The sequence below is a fragment of the Vibrio sp. ABH4_348 genome, assembly GCF_056159765.1.
Genome location: NZ_JBSWVW010000001.1, coordinates 377,031 through 399,179 on the forward strand (window position 1 = coordinate 377,031; position 22,149 = coordinate 399,179).

17 protein-coding genes are annotated in these 22,149 nt (G+C 43.9%); 13 read left to right on the forward strand and 4 right to left on the reverse strand.

Annotated elements, in window-relative coordinates:
- The first annotated feature begins 4 nt into the window (after positions 1-4).
- The 6 genes from ACXAFJ_RS01725 to ACXAFJ_RS01750 all read left to right on the forward strand — a co-directional run bounded on the left by ACXAFJ_RS01725 (position 5) and on the right by ACXAFJ_RS01750 (position 9,830).
- The gene (locus ACXAFJ_RS01725; RefSeq protein WP_475320993.1) at positions 5-2,197 is read left to right on the forward strand and encodes a type I secretion system permease/ATPase; all 2,193 of its coding nucleotides are present in this window, start codon (positions 5-7) and stop codon (positions 2,195-2,197) included.
- A complete protein-coding gene (locus tag ACXAFJ_RS01730; RefSeq protein ID WP_475320994.1) occupies positions 2,190-3,572 on the forward strand; it encodes an HlyD family type I secretion periplasmic adaptor subunit in 1,383 nt (460 codons plus the stop codon). The genes ACXAFJ_RS01725 and ACXAFJ_RS01730 overlap by 8 nt, the downstream gene beginning before the upstream one ends.
- A gap of 23 nt (positions 3,573-3,595) precedes the next feature.
- The gene (locus tag ACXAFJ_RS01735; protein WP_475320995.1) at positions 3,596-4,999 is read left to right on the forward strand and encodes a TolC family outer membrane protein; all 1,404 of its coding nucleotides are present in this window, start codon (positions 3,596-3,598) and stop codon (positions 4,997-4,999) included.
- Entirely contained in the window at positions 4,996-5,595 is a 600-nt protein-coding gene (locus tag ACXAFJ_RS01740) for an OmpA family protein (protein WP_475320997.1), read from the forward strand. The genes ACXAFJ_RS01735 and ACXAFJ_RS01740 overlap by 4 nt, the downstream gene beginning before the upstream one ends.
- 62 nt (positions 5,596-5,657) lie before the next feature.
- Positions 5,658-7,556 carry an EAL domain-containing protein gene (locus ACXAFJ_RS01745; RefSeq protein WP_475320998.1) on the forward strand — a complete coding sequence of 633 codons (1,899 nt, stop codon included), beginning with the start codon at positions 5,658-5,660 and terminating at the stop codon, positions 7,554-7,556.
- 207 nt (positions 7,557-7,763) lie between these two features.
- Complete coding sequence (locus tag ACXAFJ_RS01750) at positions 7,764-9,830, forward strand: putative bifunctional diguanylate cyclase/phosphodiesterase (protein WP_475320999.1); 2,067 nt, start codon at positions 7,764-7,766, stop codon at positions 9,828-9,830.
- A gap of 67 nt (positions 9,831-9,897) precedes the next feature.
- Here the strand turns inward: ACXAFJ_RS01750 and srmB are convergent, their stop codons facing one another.
- A complete protein-coding gene (gene srmB / locus ACXAFJ_RS01755) occupies positions 9,898-11,163 on the reverse strand; it encodes an ATP-dependent RNA helicase SrmB (RefSeq protein ID WP_475321001.1) in 1,266 nt (421 codons plus the stop codon).
- Positions 11,164-11,253: 90 nt separating this feature from the next.
- The gene (locus ACXAFJ_RS01760) at positions 11,254-11,988 is read right to left on the reverse strand and encodes a tRNA1(Val) (adenine(37)-N6)-methyltransferase (protein ID WP_475321003.1); all 735 of its coding nucleotides are present in this window, start codon (positions 11,986-11,988) and stop codon (positions 11,254-11,256) included.
- Between the two features lie 298 nt (positions 11,989-12,286).
- On the opposite strand from ACXAFJ_RS01760, the gene brnQ reads away from it, so the two are divergent.
- The 5 genes from brnQ to ACXAFJ_RS01785 all read left to right on the forward strand — a co-directional run bounded on the left by brnQ (position 12,287) and on the right by ACXAFJ_RS01785 (position 18,696).
- On the forward strand, positions 12,287-13,597 hold the full coding sequence (gene brnQ / locus ACXAFJ_RS01765; protein WP_475321004.1) for a branched-chain amino acid transport system II carrier protein: 1,311 nt from the start codon (positions 12,287-12,289) through the stop codon (positions 13,595-13,597).
- Between the two features lie 153 nt (positions 13,598-13,750).
- Positions 13,751-14,849 (forward strand): peptide chain release factor 2 gene (gene prfB / locus ACXAFJ_RS01770; RefSeq protein WP_475321005.1). Its coding sequence is split into 2 segments (ribosomal slippage): positions 13,751-13,825 and positions 13,827-14,849, totalling 1,098 coding nucleotides; the frame shifts between segments, so codons are not numbered across the junction.
- A 32-nt stretch (positions 14,850-14,881) separates the two neighbouring features.
- Positions 14,882-16,396 carry a lysine--tRNA ligase gene (lysS, locus tag ACXAFJ_RS01775; protein WP_475321006.1) on the forward strand — a complete coding sequence of 505 codons (1,515 nt, stop codon included), beginning with the start codon at positions 14,882-14,884 and terminating at the stop codon, positions 16,394-16,396.
- Positions 16,397-16,633: 237 nt separating this feature from the next.
- A complete protein-coding gene (gene vpsR / locus ACXAFJ_RS01780) occupies positions 16,634-17,968 on the forward strand; it encodes a cyclic-di-GMP-binding transcriptional regulator VpsR (protein ID WP_475321008.1) in 1,335 nt (444 codons plus the stop codon).
- 476 nt (positions 17,969-18,444) lie between these two features.
- Entirely contained in the window at positions 18,445-18,696 is a 252-nt protein-coding gene (locus ACXAFJ_RS01785) for a DUF1127 domain-containing protein (protein ID WP_475321009.1), read from the forward strand.
- A gap of 55 nt (positions 18,697-18,751) precedes the next feature.
- Here ACXAFJ_RS01785 and ACXAFJ_RS01790 read toward each other — a convergent pair whose 3' ends face one another.
- Positions 18,752-19,786, reverse strand: a complete 1,035-nt coding sequence (locus ACXAFJ_RS01790) for an NADP(H)-dependent aldo-keto reductase (RefSeq protein WP_475321010.1) — start codon at positions 19,784-19,786, stop codon at positions 18,752-18,754.
- Positions 19,787-19,969: 183 nt separating this feature from the next.
- Between ACXAFJ_RS01790 and ACXAFJ_RS01795 the strand changes: the two genes are divergently transcribed.
- Complete coding sequence (locus tag ACXAFJ_RS01795; protein ID WP_475321012.1) at positions 19,970-20,278, forward strand: DUF6482 family protein; 309 nt, start codon at positions 19,970-19,972, stop codon at positions 20,276-20,278.
- Between the two features lie 47 nt (positions 20,279-20,325).
- Here the strand turns inward: ACXAFJ_RS01795 and mutH are convergent, their stop codons facing one another.
- A complete protein-coding gene (mutH, locus tag ACXAFJ_RS01800; protein WP_475321013.1) occupies positions 20,326-20,991 on the reverse strand; it encodes a DNA mismatch repair endonuclease MutH in 666 nt (221 codons plus the stop codon).
- A gap of 637 nt (positions 20,992-21,628) precedes the next feature.
- Between mutH and rppH the strand changes: the two genes are divergently transcribed.
- Positions 21,629-22,147, forward strand: a complete 519-nt coding sequence (rppH, locus tag ACXAFJ_RS01805) for an RNA pyrophosphohydrolase (RefSeq protein WP_475321014.1) — start codon at positions 21,629-21,631, stop codon at positions 22,145-22,147.
- Positions 22,148-22,149 lie beyond the last annotated feature (2 nt).

Below are 22,149 nucleotides of genomic sequence, written 5' to 3' on the forward strand. Positions count from 1 at the left end.
TGTAGTGACTAACCCCGCTGTAGCTAAAGCGAGTCCACCGCAGTGGAGCATATCTGCTTCCACTTCTGCGGTGGAAGATCCGCTTTTAGATTGTTTGGTGCTCCTCACGGAGCACTATGGTTCTCCTTGTTCTGGTGATGCATTAACTGCCGGTCTTCCGATGACCAATGCGTTACTGACACCAGATATGTTTCCTCAAGCCGCCGCACGAGCTGGTTTATCGGCAAAGCTTTCACGCAAGCAACTAACGTCAATTCCAAAGCTGTTGTTGCCTTGTGTGTTGTTATTGGCGGATAAGCGCTCTTGTATTCTTCGCGAATTGGATGAGAGCAGTGGCACGGCTCTGATTCAATTGCCAGAATCGGGTGGTGAGGAGGAAATCGCACTTGCAGAGCTCGAATCTTTGTATGTGGGCTATGCGTTTTTGGTCAAACGACAGTATCGCGGTGATACCAGTGTTGACCTGCACCTACACGATTCAAAGATTCATTGGTTCTGGCAAACAGTAAAAGATTCTGCACCTATTTATCGAGATGCAATTATTGCTTCGATTCTGATAAACCTTTTTGTCATTGTGTCCCCACTATTTGTAATGAACGTTTATGACAAAGTGGTGCCGAATCTTGCCTTTGAATCGCTTTGGGTTCTCGCCTCTGGTGCGTTGATCGCTTATACGTTCGATTTCATTATGAAGAAGATGCGATCCTATTTGATCGATGTGGCAGGCAAGAAGGTCGATATTATTGTGTCGTCGCGCCTGTTTGCACGTTTGATGGGGATTCCGCTCGAGAAGCGTTCAAAAAGCGTCGGGGGTATGGCCAAACAACTCGGTGAGTTTGATGGTATTCGCGATATGCTAACCTCAGCAACGCTAACCACTTTGGTAGACCTGCCGTTTGCGATCTTCTTTGTATTCATTATCTATCTGGTAGCTGGCGATTTAGCGGTAATACCAGTTGTTTCTGGCGTTTTGATTTTGGGGTACGCACTATTAGTGCAGGGTAAGCTCAAAGCCGCGATCGAAGAGAGTAATAAGTACGCCAGCGAAAAACACGGCCACTTAATTGAAACGCTTTCAGCACTGGAAGGCATCAAGGCCAATGTCGCTGAAGGGATTGTGCAAAAAAGCTGGCAGCAAATGACGGCGCATACCGCTAACTGGAACCTCAAGGTTAAGCAAATTACCAATAGCATCTCGTATTTTGCTGCATTTATTGTGCAACTTACGTCGGTGGCTGTAGTAATAATGGGCGTGTACCGAGTCTCTGATGCTGCCATTACGATGGGCGGAATCATTGCTGCGGTCATGCTTTCTGGCCGAGCTGTCTCACCAATGGCGCAACTTGCTGGCTTAATGAGCCGCTGGAATCAAACTCAATCTGGTATGCGTCAGCTAAATTCCATGATGGATCAAGAAGATGAATTTGCAGACAAAGGGCACTTAGTGAGTCGTAAACGTCTGCGTGGCGAACTGAATGCCGACAACATTACTTTCTCGTTCCCAGAATCTGAAAAGCCAACCTTGTACCCATTGAACTTCCAAATCCGTGAAGGTGAAAAAGTCGCGATTCTGGGAAAAAATGGCACAGGCAAAAGTACGCTGATTCGTTTGATGGCGGGTTTATATCAGCCCACTCAGGGAAGCTTACGCTTCGATGGTGTAGACAGCAAACAGATTCACCCAGCTGACTTACGACGCAATATTGGTTATCTCGCTCAAGATGTCACATTGTTCCACGGCACAATTCGCGAGAATATAATGTTTGGTACTCGACAGGTTACCGAGCATCAGCTAATTCGCGCCACTCAGTTGTCAGGTGTTGGTTTGTTTACCTCGCAAGATAGTGAAGGATTAGACAAGCAAGTTGGTGAGCGTGGCGAGGCTTTGTCACGTGGTCAACGTCAGTCGGTAGCTCTGGCAAGAGCACTATTGAACGATCCGCCAATTTTGATAATGGATGAACCCACCGCTAGTCTCGATGCAAATGCTGAAAATCAGTTCATCAAAACTATGCAGTTTGCTGCTAAAGAGCGAACCCTAGTGATGATCACACACAACATGTCTCTATTGACCTTAGTTGATCGAATCATTGTGATGGATAAGGGCCGAATTGTTATGGACGGTCCAAAAGAGAAAGTACTGGCACGGTTAGGTGGAAATGGTGGTCAAACGCAAGGGGGCGGTCAACATGGCTAAGAACCTCAAGCGTGAAGACATCGAAATGACCGATGATCTGTATGGCGCGATGCTCACCGATGCACCCGCAAAGTATAGACTGGTGATTTATGGCATTTTTGCGTTTATCGCCTCTATGTTGGTTTGGGCGCACTATGCATCACTTGATCGTATGACTCGTGGTGAAGGCAAAGTCATCCCTTCTTCTCAAGTTCAGCTCATTCAGAGCTTAGATGGCGGTATTTTACAAGCGCTGTATGTCAAAGAAGGTCAGTTGGTAAAACAGGGTGAGCCGTTGGCGCGTATCGATGACACTCGTTTTCGTTCCGATCTTGCCCAGCAAGAGGAAGAAGAAGCGAGTTTATTGGCTAATATTTTGCGAATGCGTCATGAACTTGACAGTATCAATATCAATACAGACCAGAAGCTGTGGTCCAAGCAAATTGCGATTGATTTGACCAGCATTGATTTTCCAGAAAGCTTGACAAATGATGCACCAGAGCTGGTTCAGCGCCAAGAGCAAGAATACACCGGGCGTCTACAAGACTTACGAAATAAACTCGAAATTTTCGCGCGTCAGATTTTGCAAAAGCAACAAGAAAGTCGCGAAATTGAGTCTAAGATAAAAAACTTGTCAGAAAGCTATGCATTGATTTCTCGCGAGCTCAAAATAACAGTTCCTTTAGCCAAACGCGGCATCGTTTCAGAAATTGATTTGTTGAAACTGGAACGTCAAGTTAATGAGGTTAAAGGACAAATTGAATCGCTGAAACTCAGTCAACCAAAGATAAAAGCGTCGGTTGATGAGGCGATTTTGAAGCGTCGAGAAGCAGTTTTGAGTTTCACAAATGAGACTCGAGCTAAATTAAGTGAGTTGGAAACTCGCTTGTCTCGTCTTACTCAAGCGCAGGTTGGGGCACAAGATAAAGTCGATAAGGCTGTGATCGTCTCCCCAGTTTCGGGAACCATTAAAACTATACATGTCAATACCTTAGGTGGGGTTGTTCAACCTGGTGTGGACTTGGTAGAAATTGTTCCAGCAGAAGATCAACTGCTCATTGAGGCGAAAATTGCGCCCAAAGACATCGCATTTCTTCATCCCGGATTAAGTGCAGTCGTCAAAATTACGGCGTATGATTTTACTCGCTATGGTGGGCTTGAAGGGATTGTCGAGCACATCGGTGCTGATACTACTCAGGATGAAGAAGGCAACAGCTACTATTTGGTCCGCATTCGAACGGAAAAGTCTCACCTTTCGAAGAAAGACGGAACAGAAATGCCAATTATACCAGGCATGTTGACCTCGGTTGATATCATCACTGGAAAAAGGACTGTGTTGGAGTATCTGCTCAACCCTATTCTAAGAGCTCGAGAATCCGCATTGCGCGAGCGATAATAATTCCAATTAAGGAGAATACAATGAAACGCATGTTCAGCCTGTCGCTGAGAAAAAGTGTGGCCGCGTTGTCAGTGGCAGCTGCATTGATACCAACGACAACTTATGCTCAAACACTAGAGCAAGCTGTTGCCGCTGCATTAGATACTAACCCACAAATTCGCACCGCCTTTAATCGTTTCAAGGCGAAAGAAGAGCAAGTGAATCAGGCTTCATCTGGATATTTGCCAACCATTGATTTCAATGCAGGCATTGGTCAAGAATGGACAGATAGCCCTTCAACTCGTCGTGATAATCTAAATTACACTGATGTTACGGATGACACTGTTGATTTAACTCGTCGCGAAATTGGAATTAGTTTGCGTCAAATGCTTTTCGACGGTTTCCGTACCAGTAACGAGGTTGACCGCACCGAATTTGAAGCCAGTGCTGAGCAATGGGCACTGTATGCCTCAGCGCAAGATACTGCGCTGGAAGTTTCACAAGTTTACTTGGCTTATTTACGTGCGAAACAAGTGACCGAGCTGGCAGAAAGCAACTTGGAAAGTCACCAAACTATCTACGACGCAATTAAAGAAAAAACCGACTCTGGTTTTGGCACGTCAGCGGATTTGGCGCAAATTTCTGGCCGTTTGGCTCGAGCGCAATCAAACCTTATTTCTGCCCGCAATAATTTAGCGGATACAATCAGTACTTATCGAAAGCTAGTAAACGTCGCGCCGCAAGATACTCGTTTGCCTGTACCTGATGCGGATATGCTACCAACTAGTATTGAACAAGCATTGCAATTGGCGTTGGATAGCCATCCAACTCTGAAAGCCGCTGCGAATGATATTGAAGCCGCTGATGCGCAAATTGACTCGAGCAATGCTAACTATTTCCCACAAGTCACTTTTGAATTGTCGGCTAACTGGAACGATAACTTGGATGGTTCTGACGGTAAACGTCCGACCGATGTCGGTGGTAATGTCGATGACATTCTTGCCATGGTTCGTGTTAACTACAATCTGTTTAATGGTGGCGCGGATAACGCGCGTAAACGCGAAGCCGCATACAGCTATAACGAAGCCAAAAGCATTCAGCAGGTCGCTTACCGCGATGTGGTTGAAGGCACAACGTTGGCTTGGAACGCGAATGATTACTTGCAACAGCAGCTTGAGTTTTTAAAGCAACATGTTGAAGCTGCTGCACAAACACGTGACGCTTATGCAGAGCAATTTCAAGTCGGTGGCCGTACGCTAATTGATATGCTGGACTCAGAAAATGAATTGTTCCAAGCGCGTCGTGAATACGTTACTGCTGAGTTTGATCATATTGCCGCTCAATACCGCTTACTAAATGCGACTGGCCAGTTACTTGCTTCGTTGCGAGTGACGACGCCTTCTGTTTGGCAGGGTGAAGAAAATTATCCTGGAGGTGTTCGATGAAGCTACCACTAATTGGCTTAATTACGATCATTGCACTCACAGGTTGTGCGAGTAAAAACGATGCTATTGTGATGAGTGATTCATCACCGCAACAATATGATTTGCGTGATTATGACTACGATGGTGTTATCGAAGCTCGTGAACAGTGCGCTGAAACAACACTAGGTGCTCAAATCAACAACTACGGTTGTCCTTCTGAAGAAACTGAATATCGTTCGGTTCGTTTGGATGTGAAGTTTGCTAACGATTCGGCAGACATCCTTCCCAGCGCTTACTCTCGAATTGAACGTTTGGCTGACTTTATGGAAGAGTTTTCTGATATCTCAGTCACCATTGAAGGGCATGCGAGTCGAACGGGGACGTCTGAGCGTAACCTAGAGTTATCACAACTTCGTTCCCAAGCAATTGTTGATGCGTTGGTTGGAATCTATGGAATCGAAGCTTCTCGTTTGCAAGCAATAGGTTATGGTGATACACAACCACTTGTCGATGGCGATACGGAAGATGCACACCAGCAAAATCGCCGTGTTATGGCAACCATGTCACGAAGTTTCACACAAACTCAGATGAAGTGGACCATATTTAACTTCTACTAATTGAAACAATAAGAGAGGCTGTTAGCCTCTCTTCTATTTGAAGGTCAAATGGCAGTCTTATCATGTCTTCAAACCGCTCCTACATACTTTTACTCGGTGTAATACTGCTCTCGCTATTGTTGGCTTGGTTTTATGCCGTCAAGCAGATTGTTCCTTATCACCAACAGCAACTTGAACTGCAAAGTGAACACTTGGTTTCAAAGTTATCGACTGTTTTACCACCAGCCCTAGAAATTAATGATAAACAGGCGCTGGGCTACCTGATTGATTCAGAACTCACATCAGTAATGGCCAGTGTCACTTTACAAGATTCAATTGCTGGCACTCGTGAACAGTGGCAAAGTGCTCAACAATCTACTCAGTCCAAGAGTTTACTGGGAATGGAGCTGACTTCCATCGAGCAGTCGGTGCTCTTGAGCAGAAATGGTATTGAATTAGCGACCTTAACTGTCAATACAGATGCTAACGATCAGCAACAGCGATTAAATCAAGAAATCCAGCGCCTACTTGTTATTTTGCAGACCAGTATGGCGCTACTTACGCTCTTGGTTGTCTGGTTGATTCGACAAAACAGCAAAACGCAGCGCTTGCTGATTGATGAGATTGGTGCAATTAGAGCACAGACTCGCACTACAGATAAATCAGATGTCCCAGGACAATTTGAAGAAGTTTTTGCCGCACTTTCCGCATTGCGGGAAACATTTAATAAAATTGTCGATGGACGTGATAAAGAATTAAACAGCTTGCGCAGAAACATGATGTATGACGATGTTTCTGGCCTGCCTAATCGACAGTTTTTTAATCACCAATTGAAGAGTTGGTTTCATAAAGACGAGTCATCGGTTGGTGCAATTTTATTGGTTAGACTGGAATGGCTTAATCATTTGCACGCGAGTTTGGGTTATGAAGTTCGCGATCAAACCTGGAAGATCTTAGCTTCCCGTTTGACCTCTGACGATGAAGAAATATGTATTGCTCGCATGAGTCATGACGAGATTGCTATCTTACTTCCCGAAGTGAGTGAGGAATCTGCGCGTCACTATTTACATGGATTGCTTCGTTTATTGAACCAAGAAATGACGCAAGCGGGATTCCAGCCCAATGAGAATATACATATAGGCGCCGCTTACGGTTATGGTGGAGACACGCAAGACCTTTTGTCATGTGCTGATCAAGCGTTACAAACCGCAATCAAAACTCACGCTGTTTTCATTTTTGAATCAATGCAGCAAGACCAGTTAGACCAGAGCTGGAATGATACATTGCAAGATGCGTTGAATTCGCCTGAATTCAACATTCTTCAGCAACCTGTTGTTAAGCTTAATGCGCAAACCTCAACGCCTTACCACAGCGAAATTTACTCTCAGTTGAGAGTTAACGGCGAATGGCTGTCTGCTGGTAAGATCATGCCCTATTTAGCTGCGTTTGGGTTGGGAGCGGACTTTGACAAAGCGTCGATCAAGTCATTGTTTACTCATCTGCGAACAAATCCGCTTAAAGAGAATGAATCATTAGCCATCAATTTGACAGAACAGAGTATTGCTGATGAGAGTTTTGTACAATGGCTTTCTAGCGAGATCAAGGGTATCAACTACGCGAGCCAAATAACTTTTGAGCTGAGTGAAGCTGCGGTCAGAAGCCAATTAGCTTCTTGCTTGTACCTAGCCGAAAAAGTGCGCTCAACAGGTGCAAGTATCGGTGTGGATCACTTTGGTCGTTACTTACAAAGTGTCGATTACTTAACTAAGTTGAGACCTTGCTATGTCAAACTTGACCAAGCCTTTGGTCAAAATGATGGTCTTAACAGAATATTCATCGAAACTTTGGCGAGCAATGCTGAATCATTGGATGTGTTTGTTATTGCAACGGGTATCGAAGACGCTTATGCCATCGAAAAACTAGACAGTTCGTATATCTTTGCGTTCCAAGGATTTATCAATCCGCCTAAAGCGCTGAATTGAAAAGCCTTTAATTGTCAAAATTGACAGAAAACTCAAGCCGAATGAAGTATGATCCTCATTCGGCTTTTTTCGTTGCATTTTTGTCTTTCAACATCGAATTTGTAGATTTGAACCAAGATAAACTTTTGAACTATTCCTGCATCTTTTAATAAAAATATCATTAGAAATGTTCTATAAATACTAAAGGAAATTCCAACTATCGCATTTATGTCAGCAACCAAACAAACACAATCATTGGCCTTTAGACAAGCACGCACCGTGTTTGTTATTTCAGTGACACTAGGGCTACTATTCAGTGCGTATATCATGCTGACGGATATACATACCGAAAAGCAGCGCCTGTTAGAGCTCTACGAATACAAACTTCAGCAGCATTATCCTAACGCCAGTCAGGCGGCGTATCATCTCAATCAGTTGCAAGCACAGCAAATAGCAGCAGGTCTGCTCAAAGATCCCGCAATTTATCAAGTCACCATAATCGATGATTTTGGTGATGTTTTAGCTTTTGACGAAAAACCCATCGCTTTACAAAGCGAATTGGCCTTGGCATTAGCAGACGTTCTAATTCCTCGATCACCGGTTTTTGAGACGGTGTTACATCAGCCCAATTCAGATACTGTGGTGGGTTCTTTCTCGTTCAAAGTTGATAACACTAAACTAACGGCTGATTTTCTGAAGAGGATAAGCCAATTTTTCATCTTCGAGGTGTTCCGCGATGCTCTGATGGCGGTTATCCTCCTGGTGGTCTTTTACTACAAATTATCTAAACCACTCGATTCGTTAATCAGCTGGGTTCGTTCGCTTCAAGACAACAATCAATTGACTGAGCCACCTGAAATTAAGCAGGAAGATGAAATAGGTAAGCTTGCCAAAACCTTCCACACCTTATGGCGTGAACGTGAAGAAGCGGAAGAAAAGCTTCAACAGTTAGCTTATTACGATACGTTAACCGGTTTGGCTAATCGCAGTAAGCTGCTCAATGAGTTGGGCAAACACATTAATGAAGCTCAGTTCAGTGATGAACACGGCGCGTTGTTTTATCTGGATTTGGACCGTTTTAAAACCATTAATGATTCACTTGGTCACACCATCGGCGACAGAATGTTGAGTGCAGTAAGTAAACGCTTACTTAATTGGTCAGAAGGAAAACATTTAGTTGCGAGAGTAGGAGGGGATGAATTTGCACTCTTGATGAAGGTGACCGCACACGCTCAAGTCAATGAATGGGCCAAGCAAATCAACATGCTTTTCAACAAGCCGTTTTTTATCGACGGGCATCAGCTGTTTTGCACAGTTAGTATTGGTATTGCTGAGTTTCCGAATTCAGGTGACAACCATATCGATGTTTTGCGGCAGGCTGACACCGCACTTTACCGAGCTAAGTCGGTGGGTAAAAACAACTTCAAGCTGTATAAGCCAGAGATGCAAGCGCAAATTGAATCCTTCCTAGAGGTAGAAAAGGGTCTGCACCGTGCGCTTAAAAATGGTGAATTCGAGCTTTACTTCCAGCCACAGGTTAATCAATCGAACCGTATAGTAGGAGCTGAAGCGCTGATTCGCTGGAACCACCCAGAGAAAGGGGTGATGCCACCGGGCTACTTTATGCCAATAGCGGAAGAGACCGGACAGATTTTGGCAATTGGTAACTGGGTGCTTGAGCAGTCGTGCTATCACGTTGCTAAGTGGAAAGCTCAGGGGATGTTGCCCAGTACTTTTAAACGCTTGGCACTCAATATCAGTCCGCTACAATTCTCGCAGAAAAACTTTGTTGATCAGGTTAAATCGGCTCTCGACAATGCCAGTGTTCACGGTGAGTTACTTGAGCTTGAATTGACAGAAAGCTTACTGCTAGAGAACGTAGAGAATGCCATTGATACGATGCATCAATTGAAGGAGCTTGGGTTGAGATTGTCCATTGATGACTTTGGCACTGGGTATTCCTCTCTCAAATATTTAAAACACTTGAATGTGGATGAGCTCAAGATCGACCGGTCTTTTGTCACTGAACTACACCTTGACCAGAATGATCAAGCTATTGTTGATACGATAATCATGATCGCCAAGCGCTTGAACTTAGATGTAATTGCAGAAGGGGTCGAGGATCAAAGCGAACTGAGAACCTTGCTTGATCTCGGCTGTCATCGTTTTCAAGGCTACTTGTTTGATATGCCACTGAAAGAAGCCACCTTACTGAAGCGGTTTTCAAAGAACTTGTATCAGCTCGACAATGTGATTGCATTGCAGCAAGAGCGAAGCTCAAGTAGCACCGATTAAACTTGAGCACTAAAAAAGAGCACCTAGGTGCTCTTTTTTGAGGTAACTGTGAAGGAAACTAAGCTCACTATTTTTTAGTGTTAGACTTAACTTTCTTATTCGGCTTTGAAGGCTTGGCACTTTTGGCGGCTTTTTTCTTATCGCCTTTTTTCTTTTCCGTCTTCTTCTTTTTCTTGAACGTCGGCTTTTTGTGTTTCGGACGAAGCTCTTTGACGTAGCGCTCTTTGATCTCTTCTTTAGTGTAGCGCTCAATGCGCTCCATCATAGATTGATCGTGGGCTTCGACAATAGAAAGCGCAGAACCCTTTTTACCAGCGCGAGCTGTACGACCAATGCGGTGTAAGTAAACATCAGCGGTACGCGGTAAATCGTAATTGATCACGTGAGTGACATCAGGCAGATCGATACCACGAGCGGCAACATCGGTTGCTAACAACACATTCACTTCACCATTTTTGAATTTATTTATGGCGTTGTTGCGCCTGTCTTGCGGCATTTCACCTTGAATCCATGCACAAGAGATAGAGACGCTATCCATGTAATCTCTTAGTTCGGCTAAACGCTCCCGAGTTTTAATAAACACAATACTGCGCTCGGCTTGCTCTTTTAAGATGTGAGTAAGCAACTGGCGTTTGTGATCGAGTGAATCTGCTCTGTGATACCACTGGGTGATTTTCTTACGCTCGCGGCGTGAAGGCTCAGCATCTACTTTAGCGGGATCTTTTAATAGTCCTTCACTGAAACCTTCAACTCCTTTGCCTTCGAGTGTTGCTGAAAAGAGCAGAGTTTGCTTTCTCCAACGACACTCATTGGATAGGCGATCAACGACAGGACCAAAGCCCATATCAAGCATACGGTCGGCTTCATCTAGGACAAGCCATTCAATAGCACGACAATCAAAACGTTCAGCTTCAATGTACTCCATCAAACGTCCTGGCGTAGCAATAACAATATCTTGCGTTGCCGCAAGCATGTCCGCATGTTCTTGGTACTGTACCCCACCTGTAATACTGGCAACGTTCAAGTTGGTGTGCTTTGCAAGCGCTTTAGCTTGCTCAGTAATTTGTAAAGCAAGCTCTCGGGTCGGAGTTAACACCAAAATTCTGGCAGGTCCCGGCTTTCGACGCGGAAAATCCAACAGATATTGAAAACTCGGCAGCAGAAAAGCGGCCGTTTTGCCAGTACCTGTTGGTGCTGAAGCCATCACATCTCGACCATCCAAAGCCTCGGGTATTGCTAAACTTTGTACATGGGTTGGTCGCTCATAACCTTGTTCTTTAATGGCTTCCAGTAAAGGGAAGTCCAAATCAAGTTCTTCGAAAGTACGGATCACTAGTGATGGTCTCAAAATACATATAGGGAGTTGGCAAGGATTATAGACCTAAGCGGCATGATACCCAAGCCAATTGACAACTGGGACGAACTACATCTTCAAATAGAAAGTCTGTGTTAAGGCGACAAAACCAGCACTATAACGGCCATGTTCTCTTATCGTTAACACACCAGAGTCTAGCTCATCAGGCTGATTGTTAGCATTTTTTCGGATTTCAAATAGTAGACGATTCACAGGTTTGTTCTCAGTGGGTTTGACTTGCCAACATCGGGTCAGCTGCCAGCCAGAATTTTGCGCTAGGTTGAGAAAAGTTTGTCCCTCAACTACCGGCATTACCAAACTTGCCGCTCCGTTTTCTGACAGGAGCATACACAGCGCGTCAAGAAGCTCTTGCTGATTGAGGTCAACAGTATGGCGAGCTCGCGCTCGACATGCCTCTTGAGCAGACTGACCCGAAACAAAGTAGGGTGGGTTACAGATGATATGGTCAAAGGACAAGTCATCGAATTGCTGTTTCACTAATTCATTGTCGCGTACATCACCCGCGACGACAGTGATTCGGTCAGGCCAAGGGGAGCTGTTGATGTTGCTCTGCGCCGTCTCTATTGCAGACGGAGCAATATCCATAGCTCTAATTCGACAGCTTGTATTTCGTTGTGCGCACATTAACGCCAACAAGCCAGTACCCGTTCCTAAATCCAAGATATCTTGACTTCTTTCAACCGCAGCCCAAGCCCCTAACAAAACACCATCGGTACTGACTGCCATACCAGCATCGCCATTGCGAATTTTAAATTGTTTGAATTCAAAATATTTGTCTGACATATACCGCTTACCTATTGATGTTTGGTCTCGAAGAACGCCAGTGTTGGTTATAGCTTTCTTTCGTTTTTATGGCGACTCATTCTTTGTGTGGTGAAGTTTAGGGTTTATTGAAATTATAAACTGACAAAGTGGCTGATTTTTAGATTTACTGATAACAAAATTAACTAATTATTGATAAATAATTTGGATTTGTTCATTATTTGCCACCTTATTGTCTGGGGCGTTATTTGTTGTAGGACAAACAATCTCAGCGAATAAGAACACAACATCGTAAAATCAATAACATAAGGGTTTGGCTGTGAAGCAAACTTTAAAAAAATCAGACATTATTGCACTGGGCTTTATGCTCTTTGCTTTTTTCTTGGGTGCTGGAAACATCATTTTTCCGCCTATTGCAGGACAAGCAGCAGGTGAAAACTTACTACCCGCGATGAGTGGATTCTTGTTGACGGCGGTCGGTCTTCCACTGGCGACAATTGTTGCCATCGCAATTGCAGGTGGTAGCTGGCAGCATTTGTCTAAAGACATGCCAAAAGCCGTTGCAACATTAATGGCGGTACTGATTTTCATCATTATTGGCCCAGCATTTGCGGCGCCGAGAACGGGACTCGTAGCGTATGAAATGGCAGTCAGCCCATTTCTATCTGAACCCGGTCAGCTGCAACTTACCATTTTTTCAATCCTTTTCTTTGTGGTAGCTATTGGTTTCTCTTTATCACAAGGCAACTTAGTGGATGTAATAGGCAAAATACTAACCCCTGTTTTATTTATAGGTTTAGTTGTTCTGTCTTTGGCCGTTTTTATCAATCCACAAGATGGTTTGCAGGTGGCATCTGAAAACTATCAAACTCAGCCATTAGTAACGGGTTTCCTAGAAGGTTATAACACCATGGACACGTTCGGCGCGTTGATGTTTGGTATCTTGATGGTGGATGCGCTTAAGAACAAAGGGATTACCGAATCTAAAGCGACAACTAAATATTTGATCATTGCAGCTTGTATCGCAGCTTTGGGTTTGGCCTTTGTTTATGTGTCGCTGTTTGTTTTAGGCGCGACCAGTTCTTCAGTTGCACCAAATGCCGACAACGGCGGCGTTGTGTTGAGTTTATATGTTCAAGCGTTATTTGGTAGCAAAGGCCAGTTTGTGTTGTCGACGATTGTCTTGCTAGCTTGTTTGACAACCGCGATCGGCCTCATCTCCGCGTGTTCAGATTTCTTTAGTTCATTGACCAAAATTTCTTACCGATCTTGGGTAGTTATCAATGGTATTGCTTGCGCAGTTGTCGCTAATGTTGGACTTGCTCAACTGATCGCGTTGTCGGTTCCAGTATTGTTCGCCTTGTATCCCATTGCGATTGCTCTAGTGGTCTTGAACTTTGTTCGACACAAATTCCATAACCCAGCATTTATGGTTCGTGTCATCTTACTGGTTGCCTTGGTATTCTCGCTATTAGATGCCGCAAAAGTCATAGGCCTAGATGTCTCTGCGTTTAGTGGTTTACCGTTATTTAGTGTTGGAATGAGTTGGTTACCACCAACATTGGCGCTAACTTTGCTGGCGGTAATCATTGGTAAAATTCGCAAGCCTGTTACCGCGATTCAGTCGTAACATAACACGCTTCGATATTACTCGCAGCCCGACTTGATAAAGTTGGGCTGTGTTGTTTTTACGCTCAAAATTACTCTGATAATTTTCTGTATATTGGTCACATTTTTGAGTAGAATTCCTCGGTTAAATTCTACGCGAACGCAATGAGTAAAAATGTTTGAAATCAACCCGATTAAAAATCGCCTGCAGGACGTGACTGAGCGCACGAATGTCCTGAGGGGGTACCTTTGACTACGACGCTAAGAAAGAGCGTTTAGAAGAAGTTAATGCAGAATTAGAGCAGCCTGACGTTTGGAATGAACCAGAACGTGCACAAGCCCTCGGTAAAGAGCGGGCATCATTAGAAGCGATTGTTGAAACTATCGACTTGCTTGAGCAAGGTGTCGACGATGTGGATGGCCTGCTAGAGTTGGCGGTTGAAGCAGAAGACCAAGAGACGTTTGATGAAATTGAACCTGAGCTAAAAGACTTAGAAGAGAAATTGGCTAAGTTAGAGTTCCGTCGTATGTTCTCTGGTGATCACGATGAGTCCGATTGCTACATCGACTTGCAAGCGGGATCTGGTGGTACCGAAGCTCAAGACTGGACCAATATGATGCTTCGCATGTATTTGCGTTGGGCAGAATCTAAAGGTTTCAAAGCCGAGGTCATCGAAGTTTCAGAAGGTGAAGTAGCAGGATTAAAGTCTGCAACGGTTCGTATCTCAGGTGAATACGCTTATGGTTGGTTGAGAACGGAAACTGGCGTTCACCGTCTGGTGCGTAAATCTCCATTTGATTCTGGCGGTCGTCGCCATACGTCGTTTGCTTCAGCTTTTGTGTATCCGGAAATTGACGAAAATATCGACATCGATATCAATCCGGCCGATTTGCGTATTGATGTTTACCGCGCTTCTGGTGCTGGTGGTCAGCACGTAAACACAACTGAATCAGCGGTGCGTATCACGCACATTCCAACCAACACGGTTGTACAGTGTCAAAATGACCGCTCGCAGCACAAGAACAAAGATCAGGCGATGAAGCAGTTACGTGCTAAGTTGTTTGAGTTAGAGCTGCAAAAGCAAAATGCTGAAAAGCAAGCCAATGAAGACGCAAAATCGGATATTGGTTGGGGAAGTCAGATCCGCTCCTACGTACTGGACGACTCTCGAATCAAAGATTTGCGCACTGGCGTAGAAAATCGCAATACACAAGCTGTGTTGGACGGCGATTTAGACAAATTCATCGAAGCCAGCTTAAAGTCTGGTTTATAACGCTTTCACCGATAGGACAGGGTACTTCAATAATGACGGATGAAACTCAACAGAATATCCAAGAAGAAAACAAACTCATTGCTGAGCGTCGTGCAAAATTAGACGCAATTCGTGAAGGTTGTAAAGCGAACGGTCATCCAAATGATTTTCGTCGCGACAGCCTAGCGGGAGATTTACAGGCAGAATTCGGTGAAAAGACCAAAGAAGAACTCGCAGAGCTAAACCATGTGGTCGCCATTGCTGGTCGAATCATGGCGAAACGTGGTCCATTTTTGGTTGTTCAAGAAACATCAGGTCGAATCCAAGCGTATGCTGCGAAAGACGTGCAGAAAGATCTGAAAGAAAAATACCAAGGTTTGGATATTGGCGACATTGTTGGCGTTAAGGGAGCTTTGCAAAAATCGGGTAAAGGCGACCTTTATGTCAACATGGAAGAGTACGAATTGCTGACAAAAGCGCTTCGTCCATTACCTGAAAAATTCCATGGCTTAACAGATCAAGAAATGCGCTACCGCCAACGTTATGTTGATTTGATCGTGAACGAAGATTCTCGCCGTGCGTTTATTATTCGTTCAAAGCTGGTTTCATCAATTCGCAACTTCATGATTGCCAAGGGTTACCTTGAAGTTGAGACTCCAATGATGCACGTGATTCCAGGTGGTGCAACGGCTCGCCCGTTCATCACTCACCATAATGCGTTAGACATTGATATGTACTTGCGTGTTGCACCTGAGCTTTACTTGAAGCGTCTAGTTGTGGGTGGTTTTGATCGTGTGTTTGAGATTAACCGAAACTTCCGGAATGAAGGTTTGTCTCCACGTCATAACCCAGAATTCACCATGATGGAATTCTACCAAGCGTATTCTGATTACAAAGATCTTATGGATCTCACCGAGGAAATGTTAAGTACGGTTGCTTTTGAAGTGTTGGGCTCGACATCTATGCCTTATGGTGATGAAACGGTAGAGTTTGGTGGCAGCTACGCTCGAATGAGTATGTTTGAAGCGATTAAACATTACAACCCAGATCATGATGCAATCCAAAAGCTGACAGAAACGGATTTGCAAGATCGTGAGTTGATGGTGTCAATTGCCAAATCTGTTCACGTAGAAGTAGAAGACTTCTGGACATGTGGCCAGTTGTTAGAAGAGATCTTTGGCGAGACGGCTGAACCTAAACTGATTCAACCTACCTTCATCACAGGTTATCCAGCGGATATTTCTCCATTGGCTCGTCGTAGCGATGACAATCCATTCTTCACAGACCGATTTGAATTCTTCATCGGTGGCCGTGAGGTCGCAAATGGGTTCTCTGAGCTTAATGACGCAGAAGACCAAGATGCGCGCTTCAAAGCGCAAGTTGATGCTAAAGATGCCGGTGATGATGAAGCTATGTATTACGATGCGGACTACATTAACGCATTGGAACACGGTCTACCACCAACGGCTGGACAAGGCATTGGTATTGATCGCTTAGCAATGCTGTTTACTAATACTCATACGATTCGCGACGTGATTTTGTTCCCAGCAATGAGACCACAAAACTAATTATTTGGTTTTAGGTAAAAAAAGCTGCCTTTTGGCAGCTTTTTTTATTTATGCATCGTGTATCTTATTGTGGCATGTGAAAAAAGTGACATCTGTAGATAGAATTTGTTCTATTTGCAGTCTAGTCTAATTAATGAGACAGACGAAGTTGATTAGAACAGATACTGTATCGACTTGATTTAGCAAGATAATCCACCGCCTAAGTGGTCAAATTATAACTAAAAGGAAACTCGTGGAATGAGATCTCAATTTCGTATGGATTCTGCGCCAGGTTCTTTAATCGTGGTCGGGGGTACTTATGAACCTTGGCTATCCGTATTAGAGAACGCAGGTTGGCGTTGTAGTCTGTGTGCGGATCTTCGCAAAGCCGATAGCATGTTCGCTGATACTGGACCGTGTATTGGAATTGTAGACTTGAGCCATGATGAATTCAGTTTAAATGGGATTGCTAACTTGGTTAGTAATCATAAACAAGTCCGTTGGCTGGCATTTATACGCGAATCTCAACTCGCCTCAGATACAATCTGTCAGTTTATCGTTAACTTCTGTATTGATTTCTTTACTGCTCCGATTCCTGATGCGCAATTGATGAGCACAATCGGCCATCAACTTGGCATGTTGAAGTTAGAAAAGAAAGTGTGGCCTCACTACGGCAACCAAAATGATATGGGGCTCATCGGTGAATCGGTACCGATGAAACGACTGCGCGATCAGATAAAACGCATTGGTCCAACGGATGTCAGTATCTTGATATACGGTGAAAGTGGCACTGGTAAGGAAACCGTTGCAAAAGCGGTACACAAAACGTCATCGCGTGCGCAGAAAGAGTTTATTTCGGTTAATTGTCGCGCTATGTCAGAGCGTCGTTTGGAATGCGATTTGTTTGGTATTAACCGTGAAGATGACAGCCAGATTTCAATGTTGGAACGAGCAGACGGCGGTACTATTCTGCTCAATGACATCCTTACACTACCCAAAAGCCAACAACTTAATTTGTTGAGGTTCTTGCAAGAGGGCACCGTCGATACTCCAAGTGGCCGTAAAGAAGTGGATGTACGTATCTTGGCCGCCAATACGGGTGATATCGAGAAAGCCCTGATTGATGGCAATTTCAACGAAGAGCTTTACCACTATATCAATGTGCTACGAATTAATGTGCCAAGCCTAAAAGAGCGCGCCGGTGATATTCCAATTTTGGCCAGACACTTCCTTCAGGTGTACTCAAAAGAGTTCAACGCTCAAGCTCGCAGTTTTACCGAAGACGCGCAAAAAGCGATGACTCGATATCACTGGCCCGGTAATGTACGAGAATTGATGAATCAGCTTAAACGAGTTGTGTTGATGTCGGATACCGTCATGCTCGATGAGCAGAATATGGATTTGCCTCAATTGGCAGATGGCAAAAGAAGTTTAAAGAGTATTCGCGAGCGCAGTGAACGAGATGCTTTACTGTTAGTGCTGGAATCACATGGTGGTCAGGTTTCAATGGCTGCCAAAGAGCTGGGTGTTTCACGAGCCACTATGTATAGATTGCTGAATAAGCACAATCTGATCAGTGGTGAACTAGTTTAGCGCTTGAATGGAATCCTAAAAAATCTGAGCCACGTTTATTGCGTGGCTTTTTTGTATTCAAATTACATATTTCACAGTGGAATATTTTATTTCTTTTGGTTATTTATTGTTCTAGCTAGACGAATCGTATTTATTTATGCGCGAGATCAATAACCTATTGATGTTTGTTCTTATTGATATAAACTTTTCGTGTGAAATCAATTTCACTTCCACTTCTTTTACGGATTTTATGCAGGAGGCACACAAGATGACCGTACTCAACGCCAATCAAATCAATCGTGTGTCTCGTATTGTTACTGCGTCTGCTTTTAAGCTCGATGGTGATATGCATAAGCTTTCTAAGCCTGCATAACTAGTAGTCCGTACCTGACACACTGGCTGCTACTCTAGCGGCTAGTAGATGTAAAGCACATTTCTCTAGTACGTTAGATTCCAGCCAGACTCTATTAATTTTTCATATAGTTTGGAGAATCATTGTGAATCAATCACTACTTTTAAAATTAGCCACTGTTCTTGTATTAGCCGATTTAAAACGCGAAGAGCGAGAATGGAAACGTCGTGTTAAACGCAGTCAAACTAATATTCCGTGGACAAATAACCACATGCTACGCGATATCGGTTTGGATTTTGACCGTCGTGCAATAGAAAGTGACGTTCCTGATGCTGTTAAAGCAGAACGCAGAGTTCGTCACATTCGTCGAGTGTTAAATGCGCGAATACCGACGTAATAAAATGGGCTAGGGAAGCTCTCTAGCCCGACAATTCTTTATGTTCTAACCGTAATTATGGACAGGGGTTGGAGTAAGTTTTCGAGATAGCTTCAATCCCCGTCAATACTTCTTGACCCAAAGTCACATCGACTGAATCGATATTTTCTTTTAATTGTTCTAGCGTTGTTGCACCAATAATATTGGAGGCAACAAAGGGTTGTTGATTAATAAAGGCAAGTGCCATCTGTGTAGGTGACAGCCCATGTTCTCTTGCCAGTTCGACATAAGCTTTGGTTGCTAATTCTCCGTTTGGTGTAAAGTAGCGCACAAAACGTTCAAACAGTGTACACCGTGCATTTTGGGGTCTGGTTCCACCCAAATATTTACCTGATAGTACTCCAAATGCTAGTGGTGAATAGGCTAGTAATTGCGTGCCCTCAAAATGTGCGATCTCAGATAATCCAACTTCAAAACTTCGATTTAGTAAACTGTATGGGTTTTGGATGGATACAATCCTCGGCAGATTATGTTTTTCTGCCAATTTCAAAAGAGTCATTAAACCCCAAGGTGTTTCGTTAGAGACGCCAATGTACCGAACTTTGCCTTGATTCACTAAATCACCCAGTGCTTCTAGAGTTTCGACTAGGTTAACTTCAGCTTCAGAATCTGGTTTGGTGTAGTTGAGTTGGCCAAAACAATTGGTTTGACGTTGTGGCCAGTGTATCTGATACAAATCGATGTAATCGGTGTTGAGTCGTTCCAAGCTATCATGCAAAGCCTGATGCACATTACGCCAATCAAGGCTCATGTTTTCGCGAATATAGGGAACATTTCTAGGCCCCGCGACTTTGGTCGCAATGATTGCTTTGTCACGAGAGCCTGTCTTTTTTAGCCAATTGCCTATGATGGTTTCGGTAGCGCCTTGAGTGCCTTGTTTTGGTGGAACCGGATACATTTCTGCCGTATCAATAAAATTGACACCACGTTCTTTAGCATAATCCAACTGTTCAAATGCTTGTGGTTGAGTGTTTTGTTCACCAAAGGTCATGGTACCCAAACAAATCTTACTGATCTCAAGTTGAGAATGAGGAAGTAAATGGTATTGCACTCTAATTTCCTTTTGTTGAATTTCCCTGTTACAGTTAAGTTAACAACTTTATAACATTTCAGTGTGCCACCTATTAGAATCGAGGGCACGCTTGTGTGACTACACACTTATTGGCAGTAACATTGAGCAATGTAACGCTAACTAACCAGCGTTTTCAATAGGTAAGGGGTGAAGGAGAGAGCGATGCAGAAATACCAGTTAGATAAATGGATTCATGGACCGCACAAAGAGTCGTATCAACCGCCTAAAGTGTTTGTTATTGGTTGCTCTGATCTATCTCAGTACTTGCTGGCCGTAGAATACAAGCACAAACTCGAACCAATTAAAGAAGACAATGAGCCTGTTCATTACGGCTCGCTGGAATTGGTAAAAGAAGAATTGACGCGTTTGGGTGTTGAACGCGCTTACTTGCGTTTACACAATGCCTATGATGAATGTGGTTCTGAAGGGCCGGGTTATTGCGACATTGAGCTGTCGTTGGCTCACCACTGAGTTTGACCATCAAGCCCCATCATTACGAATAGCTTATGGTCGGAAACTTAAGCGTAGTGAGACCGTAAAATATTCCCAGTGAACTGTGTTCGTAAGTAAAAGCCACGAGGTTTGGTTTTGATTGGCTTTCCCGATGCTCCATAGGCATCCGTTAGAACTTTGCTGTTCGCCGCCTTTGGACGCAACTGCATGACTTCGCCTTGTTTAGCCGTTATTTGTTCAACCTGACCAAGAACGATAAGCTCCATCAGCTCTTCCCAATCCTGCTGCAATTGCGTTTCTTGCTCTTGACTCGGCGCCCAAATCAATGGCGAGCTGACCAAGCGATCGGCAAGCGGAATTTCGCGTTCGCCTTGAACTGGTACCCAAAGAACCTTAGACAATTTGTTGCGAACATGGCTCGTTTCCCACTTTAGGCCATGCACTCCGGTCAAAGGCGCGACACAGACAAATGTGGTTTCGAGTGGTTGCCCTGTGTAACTAATGGGAATGGTTTTTAACTCGATACCTAAGGATTCAAAGTCTTGTTGTGGACGACTTCCTGCTTGCGCTCCAAGGTGCCATTCGATGAGTTGACCTACCCAGCCTTTGTCTCGTCGCAGATCTTTTGGGACGGAAATAGAAGCGATCTCTGCCAATTCACCAAAGCTCATTCCTGCCATTGCGGAAGCTCGTTGAAGTAGCTCTTGCTCGGTTTTAGGTTCTGGTCGCATTAGGTGTATTTAGGTTATCAAACGAAGAATCAATCTTAACAAAGATCTATGATTATTTTTATCCACATGCCGCATGATAAATCCGAAATACGGTCGAACTGTATTAATAAACAGTACTTTAAGTGTGTTGGCTGGATGGGTTTTTTCCAGTTTGTATCTCTCGGTGGCTTCTTATTGTGGATAAAGACGGTTTTGGTGGATCTTTAAACAATTGCGGTGAGTCAGTGATCTTCTTTGAAATCCCCTCTAAGTGAAATAGGACTAAATGATTAAGTTATTGTTTTTATGAGGCTAAATTTTTTCTCCTTACGAGCGGTTTGGATTGGAAACCAAGAGGAAATTCGTTTTACTTGGCTTTTATTGGGCTTCTTCACAAACTTATACACAGAAAACGTGAATAAATGTGACCTTGGTCGAGCTGTTGTGTTGATAAGTGCTTAGTGAACGCATTTTTATACACTGAATGTGATTCACAAGCAGCAGCGTTTGATCGAAAAGAAACCAGAAGGAGTGCGGTGGGTGCTAGGAGTTAACACTTTACTTCAAACTTCGACTCCTTAATTAAAGAGCGAGTTTGCTACCGTAGAGGATCTGTGGAAAAATCAATTCAAATAAAGATTTTAGTTGAGGTTAGCCAGTGATAGATGGCGATGGTTACCGACTGAATGTTGGTATCGTTATTTGTAACAACCATGGTCAGGTCTTCTGGGCTAAACGATACGGTCAACACTCTTGGCAATTTCCCCAAGGCGGAATGGACGACGGGGAAAATCCAGAGCAAGCCATGTATCGAGAATTATACGAAGAGGTAGGGCTTACCAAGAAAGACGTCAAAATTGTGGCAACAAGCCGTCATTGGCTGAGATATAAGTTGCCCAAACGTTTAGTAAGGTGGGACTCAAAACCGGTTTGTATTGGCCAAAAACAGAAATGGTTTCTTCTTAAATTGGTTTGTGATGAATCACGAATTGATATGAATAAGGGAAGCTCTCCTGAATTTGATGGTTGGCGTTGGGTCAGCTATTGGTACCCGGTAAGACAAGTAGTTTCGTTTAAGCGTGACGTTTATCGTCGTGCAATGAAAGAATTTGCATCAGCGGCCATGCCTTTTAAAGAAAAGCGGCAAAAAGGAAAACGCAAACACCGCAGAGGATAATT